Here is a 17,556-nt window from a genome sequence, read left to right as displayed (position 1 = left end):
ACGGTACGGCGCCGCCCCCCTGACAGTGTGCAGGCAATGGGGCCGGTGAACCGACGGTGAACGTACGGTAGTTGCAGACCTGTCACCTGGCCGGTACCGGACCGGGCAGCACGGGAGCCCGGCCGGAGGGACCGGCCGGGCTCCTGAGGGTGCGTCAGGCGGGGAGGTTGGCTTCGATCAGGGCGACCAGCTCGGGGGCCTCGGGCTCGGTGCGCGGACGGATCCGGGCGGCCACCGTGCCGTCGGGGGTGATCAGGAACTTCTCGAAGTTCCAGGCCACGTCACCGGCGGTGCCCTCGGCGTCGGCCGCCTTGGTCAGCTCGGTGTAGAGCGGGTGCCGGTCGTCGCCGTTCACGTCGAGCTTCTCGAACAGCGGGAAGGAGACGCCGTACGTGGTGGAGCAGAAGGTCTGGATCTCCTCGGCCGTGCCGGGCTCCTGGCCCATGAACTGGTTGCACGGGACGCCGAGCACGGTGAAGCCGCGGTCGGCGTAGCGCTGCTGGAGGCGCTCCAGGCCCGCGTACTGCGGGGTCAGGCCGCACTTGGAGGCGACGTTGACCAGAAGCAGCGCCTTGCCCTTGTAGTCGGCGAGCGAGGTCGCCTGGCCGTCGAGGGTGCGCAGCGGGATGTCGTACAGGCTCACAGCGGAGTCCTTTCGAGGTTCATGGAGGGCCGAGCCGCACAACCGTCGAGGGCCGCGCGGTATTCCGTCAGGCCGGGTATTCCGTCAGGCCGGGGCGCCGAAGTTCTGGGTCCACCACGGGCCGCCGGAGGCGAAGTGGGTGCCGAGGCCCATCTCGGTGAACGCGCAGTTGAGGATGTTGGCCCGGTGGCCCGGGCTCTTCATCCAGGCGTCCATCACGGCGGCGGCGTCCTGCTGGCCCCGGGCGATGTTCTCGCCCCAGGTGCTCCAGCGGTAACCGGCCGCCTCGATCCGCGGCTGCGGGCCGTTGCCGTCGGGGTTGGTGTGGTCGAAGAAGTTCCGGGCCGCCATGTCCTGGGAGTGGCCCTGGGCGGCCGCCTGGAGCTTGCTGTTGGCCTTGACCGGGCCGCAGTTGTTCTTCGACCGCTCGGAGTTGACCAGGTCGAGCACCTGCTGCTGCGCGCTGGCCTGGCGGTTCGCCGCGCTGGTGGCGGGCGACGGAGTGGCCGGGGGTGCGGCGGAGGTGCGGGCGGGCGACGGGGCGGCCGGGGTCGGGGTGGGCGTCGGCGAGGGCGAGGCGGTCGGGGTGGCCGACGGCGAGGCCGGTACGGCCGGCGGGGAGGTGGCCGGGGCGGGCGCGGGGGTGACCGCGTCGACCTGGAGCGGCGCGGCGGATATCGCGGCGGTGGCCGCGCCGTCGATCCGGGGAGCCGCCTGCGGCGAGGAGGTCTGGTTGGCACCCACCACGCCGACCGCCGCGACGGTGGCCACCGTGGTGCCGATCACCGCGACCAGGACCCGTCGGCGGGCGCGCGGCTTGGCCCGGCGCCGTCCGCCGCCGCCCTTGCCGGGCCGCTGGGCGGCCGCCCGTCGCGCGGCCGCCCGGCCACCGGTCGACGGCAGCGTGGCGCCGGGCTCCGAGGGAGCGTCGACCGGGAAGGTGACCGGCTGCTGCGGAACGGGTACCAGCGCCAGACCGGCCAGCAGCCCTTCGGCCGGGAACAGGCCCTCCCACTGTTGCGCACAGGAGCCGCACTCGCGTGCGTGCCGGGCGATCCGCTTCCGCCAGAGCGCGCCGGGGGCACCGTCCCACTGCGCCGTCAGCTCGCCCAGCTGCGGGCAGGGGGGCTGGACGGCCAGCGCCCGGACCACCACCCGCGCGGTCTCCAGCTGACCCTTCATCCGCTGCACCCGGACTGCCGCGTGCTGCGGGGACAGCTCCAGCGCCTCGGCCAGCTCGGCCCGGCTGAGCTCGCCCGCCGCCTCCAGCCACCAGAGCGAGAGCAGCTCCCGGTCGTCCTGGTCCAGCCAGCGGGTGGCCTCGGCGACCTCGCGCCGCTGCCCGGCCAGGCCGAGCCGGGTGATGGTGAGGTCCACGAAGTCCGCGCCGGGGTCGGCCGAGTCGTACGTCAGCCCGATCGGGATCTGGGCCTGGTGGGCCACCTGGTGACGGCGGCGGATCTGGTTCATCGCGATGGCGACCAGCCAGGAGCGGAACCCGGCCGGGTCACGGAGCGAGGGCAGGTGGTCGACCGCGCGGAGCATGGTCTCCTGCACCACGTCGTCGGTGTCGGGGTGACCGTTGAGGGCGCGGCCGACGATGTTGTAGACCAGCGGCAGGTGCGCCCCGATCAGCTCGTCCGTGGCCTGCTGCTCACCCGCCTGGGCGCGGGTCACCACCCGCTCCGCGTCGTACCTGTCCATCCGCCTGGTCCACCTTGTCCGTCGGCCGGTCCGTACTGCCCTGTCGTGATGGGAGATCAGCGGGCCGCCCGCCGATAACGGAAAAACGTCCGGGAGCTGAGTGGCTCCCGGTGCTGAGCGGAGCGTAGTGGATGCCGGACCGGGCCTTTTCGCACCCCGGTGCTAACGCCCAGCTCACGGCTGTGGCCCGGGCCACCGGGGGCGTGAAAGGACTGTGAGGGAGCGGCGGACGAGTTGGGCGGAGCGTGGCCGTCCGGCCGTGCTGGAGTGACGGTGTGTCGGGGCTCACAGGGGCGGTGGAGTGGTCGGGGTCACTTTCGGGCGGGTCCTCGGGGGCCGAATCGGCCGGATTCGGGCCGGCGGGACCTGGTTCGTGTGATCGGTACCGCCGGTAACCGGGCTCTGACCTGCGGCGACCCGAAGCGGCTTGGTGACGGGCGGTCAGGCTCGTAGCTTCGAAACCAGTGCAACGAGCACTTCCCGGGTTCACCCCGAGGCACGACGGTCCGGCTCACCCCGGAGGCGTGCGGCGGGTGACACCGAGGCGGCGAGGTACGTCCGACGCGTACCGGTCCGCCCGAGCAGCCGAGGCGTACGGAACGGGCCCTCCTTAGCCCGTGGTTCCGCATGCCCGCCCGGGGCCTCCGAGAGGAACCGCATGACCTTCCGTCACGAGACCGCCGCCACCACCACGACCACCGAGGGCGCCCGGGGCGGGCGCAAGCGCAACCGTCTCCGGGTGGCCGTCATGGCCGGTGCCCTCGCCGTCCTGCCGATGGCCGGCCTCGTCACGGCCACCACGGCCTCCGCCGCGACCGTGTCCACCTGGGACCAGGTCGCGCAGTGCGAGTCCAGCGGCGACTGGAGCATCAACACCGGCAACGGCTACTACGGTGGCCTCCAGTTCAGCGCCAGCACCTGGGACGCCTACGGCGGCACCCAGTACGCGGCCACCGCCGACCAGGCCACCAAGGCCCAGCAGATCGACATCGCCGAGAACGTGCTCGCCTCCCAGGGCCCGGGCGCCTGGCCGGTCTGCTCCGTGCAGGCGGGGCTGACCCAGGGCGGCTCGGCGGCGGACGTGGACACCAGCGCGTCGTCGAGCACCACGCAGAGCAGCGACTCGTCTTCGTCTTCGTCGTCCTCGACCGAGAGCAGCTCCGACACCGGTAGCAGCAGCACCGCCGCCGCGTCCGGCGAAAGCTACACCGTGCAGAGCGGCGACACCCTGAGCGCCGTCGCCGCGGCCAACGGCACCTCCACCGAGGCGCTGTACGCCAAGAACGCCCAGGTCATCGGCGACAACCCGAACCTGATCTACCCGGGCCAGGTCCTCTCGCTCTGACCCGCCCCTCGATACGCCGATGGCCACCCTGGATGGGGGTGGCCATCGGCGTATACCGGCAGCTGTCAGGCCGTCAGCTCCGCGAGCAGCGCCCGGCCCTGCGGCCAGTCGCCGAGCGCGGAGGCGGTGTTCAGGTGCCCGCCCGGGCCGACGGCGGCGAAGGTGGCACCCCAGGCTTCGGCGAACGCCCGGGCCCGGTCGGCGGTGCACCACGGGTCGTCGTCCGAGGCGACCACGGTGGCGCGGAACGGCAGCGCCGTGAGCGGCACCGGACGGAAGTTGACCAGCTCGGGCACGTCCGCCGTGTCGATGTCGGCGGGGGCGACCAACAGCGCGCCGAGCACCTTGGCCGCGAGCTCGGGCCGGGCCGTGGCGGCCCAGTGCGCCACGGTGATGCAGCCCAGGCTGTGCGCGACCAGCACCACCGGCGCGTCGGCGTCCGCCACCGCCCGGTCGAGGGTGGCCACCCAGTCGGGCAGCTGTGGCTTGTCCCAGTCGGCCTGCTCGACCCGCCGGAACCTGGCCGGGTCGGAACGCTCCCAGTAGCTCTGCCAGTGCTCGGCCTCGGAGTTCTGGTAGCCGGGCAGGATCAGGTGGGTGCTCACGGGCGAGCCCTCTCTACAGCGGGGGTGTGGACGGGCACCGTCGGCCGTCCTCGTCCCGCTGACCCTAGGGCCTCTCCTTCGGGTCACCTTGAGCGGGGGCGTCCGCGATCCGGTTGATCTCCGGGCTGCGCAGGATGTGTTCGCCCGTGCCGTTCCAGCCGGTCACGGCGATCATGGCGCGACCGATGTTCTCGGTGGTGGTGACCTTGTCGGGCATGACGCGGCGCAGCAGCGGGTACAGCCGGGAGACCACCGGGTAGATCCAGCGGTACGCCGGGGTCCGGGAGCGTTCGCCGTGCATGGCGTGGATGTAGCCGGGGCGGAACATGTAGGCGTGGAAGTCCATCCCGAGCAGTTCGTTCTCGGTGCGGCCCTTCACCCGGGCCCACATGGAGCGGCCGTGCTCGGTGCTGTCGGTGCCCTCGCCGGAGACGAAGACGAAGGTGAGCGACGGGTTCGCCGGCAGGGCGTGGGCGGCGGCCAGCGTGTAGTCGTGGGTGATGCGGCGGTACTCGTCCTCGCCCTTGCCCGCCGAGGTGACGCCCAGGCAGTAGAAGCACGCGTCGACGTCCTCGAACTCCCCTGCCAGCGCCGTGAAGTCGGTGAAGTCCCGGTGCACGATCGCGGTGAGCTTGGGGTGCGTGGTGTCGAGCGGCGCCCGGACCACGGCGCGGACGCTGTCGACCCGGTCGTCGAGCAGGCACTCGCGCAGCACACCCTGCCCGACCATGCCGGTCGCGCCGAAGAGGAGCACGTTCACGGGACCACCTTGCCTGTCGAGCCGGTGTACGGGGGCGTGCACCATCAGACCACGGCCCAGGTGCACGGCGAGGTGGGACACCCCGGCGCAGCGGCTGAACTGACGGTTCGTCACACCTGAAGGGGGGCCCGGAATTCAGCCGCCGCCGGTGAGCAGGTAGTCGATCAGGGTGCGGACGCCGACGCCCGTGCCGCCGGGGACCCACTCGCCGTCGTCGGTGTCGGAAAGTGCGGTGCCCTGGATGTCCAGGTGGGCCCAGGGGATGTCCGGGGGGACGAACTCGCGGAGGAAGAGGCCCGCGAGCAGGGCGGTGCCGTGGCGGACGCCGATGGTGTAGTTGGCCAGGTCGGCGACGCGGGAGGTGAGTTGGCCGCGGTAGGAGTCGGGCAGGGGGAGCGGCCAGAGCTCCTCACCCGCTCGGCGGCCGGCGGCGCGGAGGGCTTCGGTGAGGGTGTCGTCCGTGCCCATCACGGCGGTGATCCGGCGGCCCAGGGCGACGGCGGCCGCGTCGGTGAGGGTGGCGAGGTCGATGATGGCGTCCGGTGCGGTCTCGCCGGCCAGGGTCAGGGCGTCGGCCAGGATCAGGCGGCCCTCGGCGTCGGCGTGCCGGATCTCGACCGTGGTGCCGCTGCGCATCCGCAGGACGTCACCGACCCGGATCGGGTTGCCGTTCGGCATGTTCTCGGTCAGCGGCAGCCAACCATCCACCGCCACCGGGCAGTTCAGGGCGGCGAGGGTGGACATGGCGGCGAGCACGGCCGCCGCTCCCGCCATGTCCGCCTTCATGGCGGCGAGTTCGGCGTTCGGCTTCAGTGAGAGGCCGCCCGCGTCGTAGGTGACGCCCTTGCCGACCAGTGCGATCCGGCGGGACGCCGGACCTGCGGGCCGGTAGCTCAGCCGGACCAGCCGGGGCGGCAGCAGGGAGCCCCGGCTGACGCCGAGCAGGCCGCCGAGCCGCTCGTGGGCGATCCGTTCGGCGTCCCAGACCTCGCACTCCAGGCCGGAGGCGGCGGCCAGCTTCAGTGCCCGCTCGGCGAACTCCGGCGGGGTGAGCGCCTCGCCGGGCTCGTTGACCAGATCGCGGGCCAGCAGTACGGCCTCGCCGACCCGCCGTCCGGCGGCGAGCGCGGCCCGGGTCTCGGGGGTGTCGGCGGTGACCAGGTCGATCCGCTGATCGATGCCGGGGGCGGTGGTGAAGTACCCGGCGAAGCGGTACCCGCCGAGCAGGTAACCCTCCACCAGTGCGCGCAGTTCGGCCTCGGGGGCCCGGACGGCGAGCCGCCGGTAACCGGTCATGGCCCGGGCCAGCCGGGCGCCGACCGCGCGGGCGGTGTCCCGCCCGTACCCGGCCCGGGGGCCGCAGCCCAGCAGGACGGTGACCGGGTCGTCGGGCAGCTGCAGGGTCTGGCCGGGGGCGCCGGAGAAGCCGCTGCCCGTCAGGAAGGCGGGGGTCAGGTCGGCCGGCAGGTCGTCGGACCAGACCGGTGTCACCAGGGCTTCGACGTCGGCTGACTGACGAGGTGTCAGCCGCCACTCGGCGCTCATGCGGTCCGCGCGGCGCGGCGGGCCGCACCCCACGCCTCGAGGTCGGCCAGGTACCGCGCGGCCAGCTCGCCCATCCCGTTGGCCGGGCCGACCGCGGCCCAGCCCCGGGCGGCGGAGATGGCGTACGGGTCGATCCGGAGTGCCTGGAGGTAGCAGTCCTCGGCGAGCAGCGGCTGCCCGGCCCGGGCGAAGCAGTCGCCCGCCGCCGCGTAGCCGAAGGCGGTGGAGACCGGCCCGAGCCGGGCCGTCCGCAGGTAACTGTGCGCCGCCGCCTCGGGGTTGTCGTCCTTCAGCAGGCCCTCCGCGACCTCGATGTGGGTCTTGGGCTCGTACGGGTCGAGGGCCAGCGCCTCGGCGACCAGCAGGTGTGCCCGCTCGTTCTCGCCGAAGGCGTAGAACTCCTTGGAGCGGCTCTCCACGCAGGCCCGCAGATTCTCCCGCCGCAGGAACTCCTGGTACTCGCCGATGGCCGGCACCGCCCGGGCCAGCTCCTCGGCGCGGTCCATGTCGGCGGCCAGCCGGACGGTGTCCCGCTGCAGGAAGGGGACGTAGCTGACGCTGCGGTAGAACCGGCTCTCCATCATCATCAGCTCGAAGGGCGAGTACTGCGGGTCGGCCAGCAGATCGGCCAGCGCCTTCTCGCCGATCTCCCGCCAGCCGAGCGCGGCCTCCAGCGAACGGGTCTCCCGGGCCTCGTAGATGACCGAGAAGACGGCGATCACGAAGCGCAGATGGGTCGGGCAGGCCGGGTGCTCGACGATCGCCGAGGAGTTGGCCGGGGCGACCACCGAGGCCCGGCCCACCGAGCCGACCCATCGGACCACGTCGAGCCAGTGGTGCAGCCGCAGCTCGGCTGCGGTGGTCAGCTCGGCGGCCGGGGTGAAGGGGATCAACTCCTGCACCAGCTTGATGAATCCGAGCCGGTAGAGCACCACGGCGACCTGGTGCTGCCGCTCCGCGTCGTACGTGGCGAACTCCGCCACCCACCCGCAGAGGGTGTCCCAGGCCGGGGTGCGAAGCTCGGCCGGGAGCTCCGCCGGGTGCGCGACGGCGAACTCCGTCAGCCCCGACTCGCGGATCAGGTTGGTCCGGAAGGCGGGCGGCATCAGCCGCTGCCAGTTCACCTTCGGCGGGGTGCCCCGCTCGGCGAACTCGAAGGCCAGCGTGGGCAGTTTGGCGTACAGACCGGGGGACTGGGACTCGCCGAGGTTGAAGTACGCGGCGTGCATCCGGTAGTGCCAGTTGTTCGCGTAGGGGCGCTCCGGGTCCCGGGTGGCGGCCTGCCGGACGACCTCCGCCAGCGGCTCGTCGCCCGCCGCCAGGCAGCTCGCCACCAGCCGGTCGCGGGTCGCGGAGGCCCGCGGCGCGGCCCGGAAGGCCCGCTCGGTGAGCACCCGGGCGAACTCGCCCTGCCCGGTCTGCTCGGCGCAGTCCGCCGCGTGCAGCAGCGCGAAGCCGGTCCCGTACGGGCCGAGCCGGGCGGCGTGCAGGTAGGCCGCCAGCGCCTCTTCTGGCCGGCCGGCGCGCTGGTGGGCCTGGGCGGTCTGCATCCGGAGCTTCACGCAGCTCGGGTCGATCGCCAACCCCTCGCTGAGGGCCAGCTGTTCGGCCTCGGCGTCGCCGAGCCTGACGGCCATCTCGACCCGGCGGTCGATCAGCCGACGCCTGGTCTCCAGCAGCACCATCGCGTCGTCGGCGTCGGGCGGGGTCAGCTCGTCGACGGCCTGCTGAGCCGCCGTCAGTCGGGCCGCCGCTCCGGCGAAGTCCTGCTGCCGCTCGGCGTACATGACCTCGCGCAGGGCGAGGCGGGCCTCGATGACGGTGCGCTGGAAGTCGCCCAACTCGCCTGCCAGGCCGGCGAAGAGGCTGCGGGCCAGCTCGAGGTGGTGCGGTACGGCCGAGTCGTCACCGCCGTGCCGGGCCAGCAGGTAGCCCCAGCCCGCCACCGACTGGACGTGGGTGAGGGTGGGGGCGGGGTGGTCGACCAGGGGCCGGTAGGCGGCCGCGGTCCGGTCGGTCAGGCCCTCAAGGCCGAACAGCGCGACCGCGCGGGCGGATTGGAGCCCCGCCGACACCGCGTTCCGGCAGCCCGCGTCGTCGAGGTCCGCCGGTACGACCTCCAGCACGGCGGGCAGCAGGCAGGCGGCGATCAGCCAGTGCGCCAGACCGGCCCGGTCCACGGCGTCCAGCTCGGCGCGGTGGCGGTAGGCCTCCGCCATCCGCCGCCAGGCGGGTGAGGCCAGCTCCTCGGGCAGCTCCGTCGGGTCGTCGGCCCGGTAGCGGTGCAGCCGGGACTCCTCGACCAGCAGCCGCCGGTAGCTGGCGGGCATCGTCATGCCGAAACGCAGGGCGCCCGGCGTGCGGTTCTCGAACCGACGGGCCGCCAGGATCGCCGCCCTGGCCTGGATGACCGTCAACGGGCTCTCGGCACCGTCGAAGTAGGGCCGGTGCACCTCGAAGGTCAGCCAGCTCGGGGCATTCACCCCGACTGTGCCGTGACTGAACTGCCAGCGGTCCACGGTGCCGTTCCCATCGTTGTCGAAGTGCTGTCGAGCTTCCGCCGGCGTGTCTTCCGGAGAACCGAGATGCGCCCTGCGACCGGAGGTCACAGGGCGCAACACCAGGGGACGGCTCAGGTGGCGTCGTCCATCAGACAGGTCCAGCAGTCAGCCGCACCCGTGGTGATCTCGACCTCGTCCGCAAGGGACTCCCAGGACTCGTACGACATTTCGTACTCCCTTCACCGAATGACCGGACGCGGATATTCGCTCCGGTGCTGATGATGGGAAGCTATGACAGGCCGTCAGGTGGCGTCAAGGGCGGTTCTGACTATTTCGGTCGTATTTCCAGCGACCATGTCAAGTAATGAAACTGAGGCATCGTCAGGGCTTCAAGTCGTGAATCCTGGACAGGAAGAGATCGACTTCCCGGTCCGTGGTCCAATAGTGCGGGGAAACCCGCACCAGACCGGCCGGAACGGATACTTGAACCGCCGAACCGGCCAGAATGTCCACCAGTTCGGCGCTGTCCGCCCGGGAGCTGGAGAAACTGACGATGCCGGAGTTCGACGACGGGTCGGGCGGAGTGGCGAGGGTAAAGCCGATATCGGAAATACCCGTCCTTATTCGCTCCGCCAGGATGAGCACCCGGTCGGCCACGGCGGCCGGTCCGACGGTCTCCAGTTCGGCCAGTGCGGCGGCGAGTCCGGCCATGCCGACCATGTCGTACATGCCGCCCTCGACCCGGGCGGTGGTGGGCCGTTCGGGAAGGTGGTAGCTCAGCGGGCCCGGACCCTTCATCAGCTCCGCCGCGCCGTCGAAGCCGAACCAGCCGGTCGGGGTGGACCTGAGCAGCTCCAGCCGCCCGGCCCGGCAGAAGAACACGCCCGTCCCCGGCGGCCCGCCGAGCCACTTGTGCGCGCCCGCCGCCAGGAAGTCGACGGGGGTGTCGGCGAGCGAGAGGGGGAGGGCGCCGAGGCTCTGCACCGCGTCCACGCTGACCAGGGCGCCGACCCGGGCGGCGAGGGTGCAGACCGCGTCCAGGTCGATCCGGAAGCCGGTGGCGAAGTTGACGTGGCTGACGGCGACCAGCCTGGTCCGTGGTCCGATCGCGGCGGCGAGGTCCGGCAGCCGGTAGCCGCCGTCGCGCATCGGCACCCAGACCGGCTCGACGCCGAGCCGCGAAAGCGCGGTCCAGGGGCGGACGTTGGCGGGGAAGTCGCGGTCGAAGAGCACCACCTGGTCGCCCGGCCGCCAGTCCAGGCCGTCCGCGACGAGGTGCACCCCGGTCGAGGTGTTGGGCACGAAGGCCAGCTCCTCCGGGGCGCAGGAGAGCAGCCGGGCCATCGACCTGCGGGCGGCCGCCCTGGTCGCGAAGATCCCGCCGAGCCGGGCGCTCCCGTACGGCAGCACCTCGGTCAGGACGCTCTGCATGGCGCTCACCGCGGCGGGTCGCAGCCGGCCGAAGCCGGCGTGGTCCAGGTACGCGCTCTCGGCCACCGGGTGGTCGCTCCTCAACTGGCCGGTACGGCTTGGCTCTTGGCGCCAGCGGTGACCGCCGTCCAGGCCGCGATCAGCAGCGGGACGCCGTGCAGCAGCAGGACCCACTGCGGTACCCAGTCGGGCTGCAGCACCAGGCTGGTGACGAGCAGTCCGGCCATGAAGCCGCTGTTGACGATGATCTGACCGAGGCCGAAGGCGCGGCCGCGCCGGTCGTCGGGCAGCCGCTGCATGGCCTGCTTGAAGGTGATCTCGCTGAGCGCGTCGCCCAGCCCGGCGACCACGGCGCAGAGCAGCCGGGGCCACCAGCCGTCCAGCCAGAAGATGCCGATGAACCCCGCCGACATCACCATCGTGGCCAGGCAGAAGACCACCATGGGGCTGCGTTCGATGACGCGTTTGGCCAGTGGCCGCAGCACGAAGCTCGCCAGCAGCAGGCCGGCCGCCCAGCAGCCCCAGACCGAACCGGAGACGAAGGTGGGCGACTCGGGCCGCAACTCGGTGCCCAGGATGGGCAGTCCGACGTGCTGGGAGGCGCTGCCGAAGGCGTCCAGGCCGCGCAGCACCACCAGCATCGCCAGGCCCGCGCCGACCAGCAGCGGCCAGGCTCCGGTCCGGTCCCGCCGGGCGGCGCCCGCCGCGCCCGGCTCGCGCATCCGCAACCGGAGGGCGGTGAGCACCAGCGCGGAGAGTGCGTAGGTGCCCGCGTCCAGGGCGAACACGCCTCGGTAGCCGATCAGCGGCACCAGCACGGTGGCCAGGCCCATGCCGAGCATGAAGGCGACGCCCTTGAGCCCGGCGAGCAGGCCGTTCACCGCCTGGGTGCGCTCCCCGGCGAGGACCGGCGTCGCGGCGGAGAGGGTGCCCTCGAAGACCGAACGGCCGGTGCCGATCAAGGCGACGGCCGCGTAGAGCCACCAGTTCTGCGCCGAGTCCGGCAGCAGGGCGAGCAGGGCGAGCATCAGCATCCGGACCAGGTCCGCGCCGATCATCACCCGCCGCCGGTCCCACCGGTCGCCGTAGCGGTGGCCGAGCCGGCCGCCCGCGATCGCGCCCGCGTACAGCGCGGCGCTCAACAGCCCGGTGGCGAAGGCGGAGTGACTGCGCTCCCAGACGAAGACCGACAGGCAGATGAAGTCGAGCGCGTAGCCGATGTCGGAGATCGCCTTGGCAGCGAGGAACACCCCGAGGGCGCGACGGGTGGCCGACGCTGTCGGGCCGGTGCTGGTGGCCTGAGGCTCCGTCTGGGTCACTGCTGCACCGCACCTTTCGCGAGCTCCGCCGGGTGCCACCCCAGCGGGCAGCCGGACCAGCGTCCCAGCGGTTGATCGAAATGGGTAGAGGGCAACCGCCAGTGCGTCAGCTTGCTGCCAACTCGGTTGGCCCGCCGCCGTCGAGCTGCCTGGTGGGGCCGGTTATCCTCCTTGATCACCGAACGAGGGAGGGGTGGGCCGAAGTGCACACGGGGGAGCAGGTCGGGTCGATAACGCTGGATGAGCCCGAGGGCGGAGTTCCGGTGGCGGAGCACTTGGCGGCGACGCCGGGCGGGCCGTCGCGTCGTCAGTTGCTGCTGGGGGCAGCAGCGTTGGCGGCGGGCGGGGCGGCCTGGTGGTTCGGCCGGGACGGGGAGCGGGAGCCGGAGGAGCACCGGGCCGTGGTCTCCGGGCCCACGCCGCTCTGGACGTTCCGGGGTGAAGCCCCGCAGGCCGCCGAGCGGTTGACCGGGACCGGGACGGTGCCGCTGCTGGCGACCGCCGAGAGGCTGTATCTGCTGGCGCCGGACAGCGGCGCGGTGGCCAAGTGGATCGCGGTGCCGCCCCGCCCCGGGCCGCTCGCCGACGACCTGCTGGCGGCGGGCGGGCTGGTCCACCAGGCCGAGGACGGCCGGTTCCTCGCCTACGGGTACGGTCCTGACCGGTCGGTGGCGGTCCCGCCGGAGACCGGCAAGTACGCCCAACTGGTCACCGTGGACGGGGAGGTGGCGTTCGGACTGGGTGGCGGCCTGGAGAGCCGCCTGTTCGCGCTGGAGCTGACGAGCGGCCGGCTGCGGTGGATGCGGCCGGCCCGGGAGGGCGACGGGCTCCTGACCAGCCTGGAGCCCGCGCCCGGTGGGCGGCTGGTGGCGCGCAGCACCCGGGACGAGGTGGTCGCGCTGAACGCGGCGGACGGCTCGGTGCTCTGGACCACCCCGGCCGACCAGGCGCTCAGCTGGCGGGAGTGCGACGCCGAACGGGTCTACGTGGCCCGGCGGGCGAACGGCGTCCGGGCGCTCGGGCTGGCGGACGGCAGGCCGGGCTGGGTGCTGGAGGACGAGAGCTGGCGGCCGATCCGGCCGCTGGCCGCCGACGGCGCGCTGTACCTGCTGCGGGACAGCGGCGAGGTGACCAGGAACGTGCCCGCCGACGGCACCGAGATGTGGTCCTGCCGGCTGCCGTTCCGGCTCGACTCCCGGTGCCGGCCGGTGGCGGTGGGCGGCACGCTGTTCGTGCCGGGTCCGACCAACGGCGGCGTCTGGGCGCTGGACATCGCGACCGGTGCGGTGCGGTGGACCTTCCGGGACGCCGAACCGGGCGTCCAGGTCTGGCGGTTGAACACCGACGGCGAGCGGCTGTACGCCGGTCACGACCGGGTGGTGTACGCGCTGCCGGTCCACTGACGCAGGCCGCCTGCCGGCGTCAGTCCAGCGCGTCGGCCGCCTGCTTGATGGCCTCGCGGATGCGGAAGTAGGTGCCGCAGCGGCAGACGTTCTCGATCCGGTCGATGTCGGCGTCGGTCGGGCACGCGGTGCGGCGCAGCAGGGCCACCGCGGTCATGATCTGACCCGGCTGGCAGAAGCCGCACTGGGCCACGTCGCAGTCCAGCCAGGCCTGCTGGACCGGGTGCAGCTTGTCGCCGTCGGCCAGGCCCTCGATGGTGGTGACCTGGCGGCCGGCGCAGTCGGCGACGGGCACCACGCAGGGCTGGATCTCGGCGCCGTCCAGGTGGCTGGTGCAGGCCCGGCAGACGCCCACCCCGCAGCCGTACTTGGGGCCGGTGACGCCGAGCTTGTCGCGCAGCACCCAGAGCAGCGGCATGTCGGCCGGTGCCTCGACGGTGACCGGCTTGCCGTTCAGGACGAACTGATGAGTGGGCACGTGACGGTCCTTCAGAAGTTGATCGGGAAGCTGCGCGGGCTGGTGCCGGTGGCGCGGGCGTAGGCGTTGGCGACCGCGGCGGCCGCCGCCGGGACGCCGAGTTCGCCCGCACCGCCGGGCGGGCCGCTCGGCGGCATCAGGTGCGCCTCGAAGGCGAGCGGGCTGTGCCGCTGGCGGGCGTAGTGGAAGTCGGCGTAGCTGCCCTCGCGGATCGCGCCGCGGTCCAGGTGGAGCCCGGCCCGCAGGGTGACCGAGATGCCGTCGGTGACGGCGCCGAGCAGCTGGGCCTCCAGGCCGCGCGGGTTGATCACCCGGCCGACGTCGGCGGCCACCACCGCCTTGGTGACCCGGGGTTCGGCCGGGTCGGTGGCGTCGATCTCCACCAGGCAGGCGACGCTGGAGCGGTGCTCGGAGTGGAAGGCGATGCCCTGGGCGTGACCGGCCGGCATCGGACGGCCCCAACTCCCGGCCTGGGCCGCCTTGTCGAGCACGGCGCGGGCCCCCGCGTCGCGCAGTCGGGCCCGGCGGAACGCGACCGGGTCCCGGCCGAGGGTGCGGGCCAGCTCGTCCACCATCACCTCGTCGGCGACCCGGACCAGGCCCGAGTAGACCGAGCGCCAGCTCCCGGTGGGGATGTCCAGCGGGACCTCGGTGAGCTCCTGGGTGGTGACCCCGAGCTCGTACGGGAGCTCCTGGGTGAGATCGAAGAAGACCTGCGAGAACAGCTCCTCGCCGACCGGGATCGACGCCCCGGCGGCGGTCAGGATCTCGCCGAGCCCGTGCCCGAAGTCGGTCCGCACGGTGCAGACCCGGTGCTCGTACGTGAGGACCTGGCCGAGCAGGTGGGTGGCCCGGATCCGGTGGTGGCTGGCAGGGCGGACCCGGCCGTGCCGGATGTCGTCGTTGCGGGTCCACATCAGCTTGACGGGCCGTCGGGCCGCCTGGGAGATCCGGGCCGCCTCGACGGCGGCGTCGGCGAACAGACGGCGGCCGAACGAGCCGCCGGCCCGGACCACGTTCACCTTCACCGCGGAGACCGGCAGGTCGAGGATGGCCGCGATGCCCTGCTGGGACGCTATCGGCGACTGGGCCGCGAACCAGAGCTCGGCCCGGTCGGGGCGGACGTCCGCGACGGCGGTGAGCACCTCCATCGGCGCGTGGCTGACGAAGGCGAAGTCGAACTCGGCGTCCAGGCTCAGGCTCAGCAGCGGCGGCACCAGGAACGGCGCGGTGGCGGCGCGGAGCTTGGTCCGGACGTCGGCGTCGGAGAGCGCGGCCAGCGGGCCCGGGTTCCAGCTGACCTGGACGGCGGCCTTGGCCTTGAGCGCCTGGTCGAAGGTCTCGGCCAGGATGGCGATCCCGGTCGGCACCGCCAGCACGTCCAGCACACCGGGCATGGCCCGGGCGGCGGCGCCGTCCCAACTGCGGACGGTGCCCTTGACGGTGGGCGGGCGGAGCACCACGGCGGGCACGGCGCCGGGGACGTCCAGGTCGCCCGCGTACTTGGCCTTGCCGGTGACGATGTCCCGGGCGTCGATGCGGCCGGTGGGCCGCCCGACCAGGCGCTGCTGGGTGGCGGGCCGGGGCTGGGTGGAGACGGCGGGGACCACCACGGCGGCCGCCGCGACGGCGAGTTCGCCGTACCCGGCCGAGCGGCCGTCCGGGGCGATCACCCGGCTGTCCTGGGTGCGCAGGCCGTCGGCCGGGAGGTTCCAGCGGCGGGCGGCGGCGGTGACCAGCCGGGCCCGGGCGGCGGCGGCCGCGGCCCGGACCGGGTCGTAGAGCGAGCGCACCGAGTTGGAGGCGCCGGTGAGCTGACCGAACAGCAGCTCGGGGCGGGCGGGCGAGAGCGGGACGTCCACGTCGGTGAGGACGGCGTCCAGCTCGTCGGCGACCAGCATCGCCATCGCGGTGGTCAGGCCCTGGCCGACCTCGACCCGGGGGAGCTGGAGCACCACCCGGCCGGCCTCGGTGACTTCGAGGACCAGCAGGTGCGTGGTGGGCAGGCCGGCCAGGATCAGCACGTCGCCGAGATCGGCGAGGCTCGGCAGCCCCGGCAGGCCGGGCAGCCTCGGCAGGGCCTCGGCCGGCTCGGGGTCCACGGCGAGTTGGGCGCCGACCGCGAGGGCGGGGGCGGCCACCAGGTAGGTGAGGAAGCGGCGGCGGCCGAGGGCCTGCGGCGTACTGGAGATTTCGGGAGCCTTTCCGGGCCACGGGGTGAAGAGCGGACCGATCTTAGGAGGGGTCGGCCCGCAGGTCAACATGCGCATGACCAAGGCGGGGGAGGGGAATATGACACCCGGTCAGTCCGGAGCGTCGAGCCCGTCTCGCAGCGCGGTACGGTCTGTGCACAGGAGGTGACGGCATGGTCGAAACGCAGGTCTGCTCCGTGTGCTCGGACGGTCGGCCGACCGGGAAGAGCGGGGAGGTGACCGGCTGATGCGACTGGTCTTCCGCTGCCAGGAGTGCGAGCTCCACTACCTGCCGCCCGAGCAGCTGCGGTACGGCGACGGCAGCCCGGCCAGCCCGGTCTGGTGCAGTGCCTGCCAGGCCCGGATGGCCGCCCTCGGCATCGCCGAACCGGCCGCCGCGGCGGCGGTCGCCCTGCTGGTGGCGCGCGCCGCGGCCGCGGCGGTCGAGCTGGCCGCGCCCCGGCAGGTGCGCCCGGCCAGGGCGGTCCGGACGGCCCGGTCCGGCCCCGGCACCCGGAGCCGGCTGCACTGAAGACTCGCTGATCCGGCGTCAACCGAGGTAGTCGTCGAGCCGGGCCAGCGCGAAGCCCTGCGCGGTGACGGTGCGCAGGACCTGACGGGCCAGGTCGGTCATCGACCCCGACCAGTCGTCGGTGCCCCGGAAGTGGGTCAGGATGATGTCGCCCGGGTGCAGCCGCTGGTCGGCGTGGCGGTACTCCATCCGGTCCGGGAAGGCTTCCTCGTTCCACATCGGCACCGCCGTGATGCCGCAGGAGCGGGCGGCGCGCAGGGTGTCGGTGGTGTACTCGCCGTACGGCGGCCGGAACAGCACCGGGCGGATCCCGATCTCGCGTTCGAGCTCGTCCTGCTGGCCGCAGATCTCGGCCCGCTGCTGCGCGTAGTTCAGCTTCCGCAGGTCCTTGTGGTTGACGGTGTGGTTGTTCACCCGCACGCCCTGCTCGTTCAGGTCGCGGAAGTACCCGTAATTGCTGCGGGCCAGGTAGCCGGAGACGAAGGCGCTGAATGGCAGGTCCAGTTCGCGCATCATCCGGTTGAACCTGGGGTCCTTCTCCTTTCCGTCGTCCACGGTCAGGAACACCACCCGGTCCTCGGTCGGCACCCGCCGTACCAGCGCGGGCAGGTCGTCCGCGACCCGGGTGATGTGCGCCCCCGGGCTCAGGGCGGGCTTGCGCGCCGGGGCAGGGGGCGCGGTGAGCGGTGCGGACTCCAGGCCCCAGGCCCCGGCCAGCTCGGCCTGCTGACGCTCGGTCAGCACCCGGCGGGCGCCGGCCCGCAGCGCGCTGTCCTCCTGCTCGGCGGCCCGGCCGGGCAGGACGGCGGGCTGCAGCGCGACCGGTGGCTGTAGGGCCCGGGAGACCGTGGTCTCCTCGCTCTCCGCCGCGCCGCCGCAGCCGGCCGCGGTGAGCGCCAGGCAGAGGCCGGTGGCCAGCCGGGCCCAGGACGCAGGTGATCCGAATTGCATACCTGCAGATCATCCGGACGGGAGTGCGAGGGGCGGGCAGGCGCGCCGGACCGTCCACCGGATGCCGTACGGGAGAGGCAGCGCGGCAGGTCGCTTTCGGCAGGTCGCGACTTTGGTCGCGGGGTGATCGCGACGAACGGTGACTGC

The 17,556-nt window shown here is 73.2% G+C and carries 14 protein-coding genes; 3 read left to right on the top strand and 11 right to left on the bottom strand.

Annotated elements, in window-relative coordinates:
• Positions 1 to 154 precede the first annotated feature (154 nt).
• Together F4556_RS01185 and F4556_RS01180 are read right to left on the bottom strand one after the other, a co-directional pair.
• Complete coding sequence (locus F4556_RS01185) at positions 155 to 643, bottom strand: glutathione peroxidase (RefSeq protein WP_184910843.1); 489 nt, start codon at positions 641 to 643, stop codon at positions 155 to 157.
• 84 nt (positions 644 to 727) lie between these two features.
• On the bottom strand, positions 728 to 2,347 hold the full coding sequence (locus tag F4556_RS01180; RefSeq protein ID WP_184910841.1) for a sigma-70 family RNA polymerase sigma factor: 1,620 nt from the start codon (positions 2,345 to 2,347) through the stop codon (positions 728 to 730).
• Between the two features lie 658 nt (positions 2,348 to 3,005).
• On the opposite strand from F4556_RS01180, the gene F4556_RS38920 reads away from it, so the two are divergent.
• Complete coding sequence (locus tag F4556_RS38920) at positions 3,006 to 3,692, top strand: LysM peptidoglycan-binding domain-containing protein (RefSeq protein ID WP_184910839.1); 687 nt, start codon at positions 3,006 to 3,008, stop codon at positions 3,690 to 3,692.
• Between the two features lie 65 nt (positions 3,693 to 3,757).
• Here F4556_RS38920 and F4556_RS01170 read toward each other — a convergent pair whose 3' ends face one another.
• From F4556_RS01170 to F4556_RS01145, 6 genes are all read right to left on the bottom strand, one after another.
• Entirely contained in the window at positions 3,758 to 4,297 is a 540-nt protein-coding gene (locus tag F4556_RS01170) for an RBBP9/YdeN family alpha/beta hydrolase (RefSeq protein ID WP_184910837.1), read from the bottom strand.
• Positions 4,298 to 4,361: 64 nt separating this feature from the next.
• A complete protein-coding gene (locus tag F4556_RS01165) occupies positions 4,362 to 5,057 on the bottom strand; it encodes an NAD(P)H-binding protein (RefSeq protein ID WP_184910835.1) in 696 nt (231 codons plus the stop codon).
• A 135-nt stretch (positions 5,058 to 5,192) separates the two neighbouring features.
• Entirely contained in the window at positions 5,193 to 6,602 is a 1,410-nt protein-coding gene (locus tag F4556_RS01160) for a leucyl aminopeptidase (protein WP_184910833.1), read from the bottom strand.
• The gene (locus F4556_RS01155; protein WP_184910831.1) at positions 6,599 to 9,121 is read right to left on the bottom strand and encodes a tetratricopeptide repeat protein; all 2,523 of its coding nucleotides are present in this window, start codon (positions 9,119 to 9,121) and stop codon (positions 6,599 to 6,601) included. Before F4556_RS01155 ends, F4556_RS01160 begins: the two co-directional genes overlap by 4 nt.
• 363 nt (positions 9,122 to 9,484) lie before the next feature.
• Positions 9,485 to 10,600 carry an aminotransferase class V-fold PLP-dependent enzyme gene (locus F4556_RS01150; RefSeq protein WP_184910829.1) on the bottom strand — a complete coding sequence of 372 codons (1,116 nt, stop codon included), beginning with the start codon at positions 10,598 to 10,600 and terminating at the stop codon, positions 9,485 to 9,487.
• 14 nt (positions 10,601 to 10,614) lie between these two features.
• Positions 10,615 to 11,853 carry an MFS transporter gene (locus F4556_RS01145; protein ID WP_184910827.1) on the bottom strand — a complete coding sequence of 413 codons (1,239 nt, stop codon included), beginning with the start codon at positions 11,851 to 11,853 and terminating at the stop codon, positions 10,615 to 10,617.
• Positions 11,854 to 12,116: 263 nt separating this feature from the next.
• Between F4556_RS01145 and F4556_RS38915 the strand changes: the two genes are divergently transcribed.
• Positions 12,117 to 13,256 carry a PQQ-binding-like beta-propeller repeat protein gene (locus tag F4556_RS38915; protein ID WP_184910825.1) on the top strand — a complete coding sequence of 380 codons (1,140 nt, stop codon included), beginning with the start codon at positions 12,117 to 12,119 and terminating at the stop codon, positions 13,254 to 13,256.
• A gap of 19 nt (positions 13,257 to 13,275) precedes the next feature.
• Here the strand turns inward: F4556_RS38915 and F4556_RS01135 are convergent, their stop codons facing one another.
• Together F4556_RS01135 and F4556_RS01130 are read right to left on the bottom strand one after the other, a co-directional pair.
• The gene (locus F4556_RS01135) at positions 13,276 to 13,734 is read right to left on the bottom strand and encodes a (2Fe-2S)-binding protein (RefSeq protein ID WP_184910823.1); all 459 of its coding nucleotides are present in this window, start codon (positions 13,732 to 13,734) and stop codon (positions 13,276 to 13,278) included.
• An 11-nt stretch (positions 13,735 to 13,745) separates the two neighbouring features.
• Positions 13,746 to 16,004, bottom strand: coding sequence for a xanthine dehydrogenase family protein molybdopterin-binding subunit (locus F4556_RS01130; RefSeq protein ID WP_246510940.1), 2,259 nt, complete (start codon positions 16,002 to 16,004; stop codon positions 13,746 to 13,748).
• Between the two features lie 169 nt (positions 16,005 to 16,173).
• Here F4556_RS01130 and F4556_RS01125 point away from each other — a divergent pair, with 169 nt between their 5' ends.
• A complete protein-coding gene (locus F4556_RS01125) occupies positions 16,174 to 16,458 on the top strand; it encodes a hypothetical protein (protein WP_184910821.1) in 285 nt (94 codons plus the stop codon).
• Positions 16,459 to 16,476: 18 nt separating this feature from the next.
• On the opposite strand, the gene F4556_RS01120 is transcribed toward F4556_RS01125, so the two are convergent.
• The gene (locus tag F4556_RS01120) at positions 16,477 to 17,409 is read right to left on the bottom strand and encodes a polysaccharide deacetylase family protein (RefSeq protein WP_184910819.1); all 933 of its coding nucleotides are present in this window, start codon (positions 17,407 to 17,409) and stop codon (positions 16,477 to 16,479) included.
• Positions 17,410 to 17,556 lie beyond the last annotated feature (147 nt).

The sequence above is a fragment of the Kitasatospora gansuensis genome (genome assembly GCF_014203705.1).
In the GTDB taxonomy this organism is placed as follows: Bacteria; Actinomycetota; Actinomycetes; order Streptomycetales; family Streptomycetaceae; genus Kitasatospora; species Kitasatospora gansuensis.
This window is presented reverse-complemented; position numbering and strand designations above follow the sequence as displayed.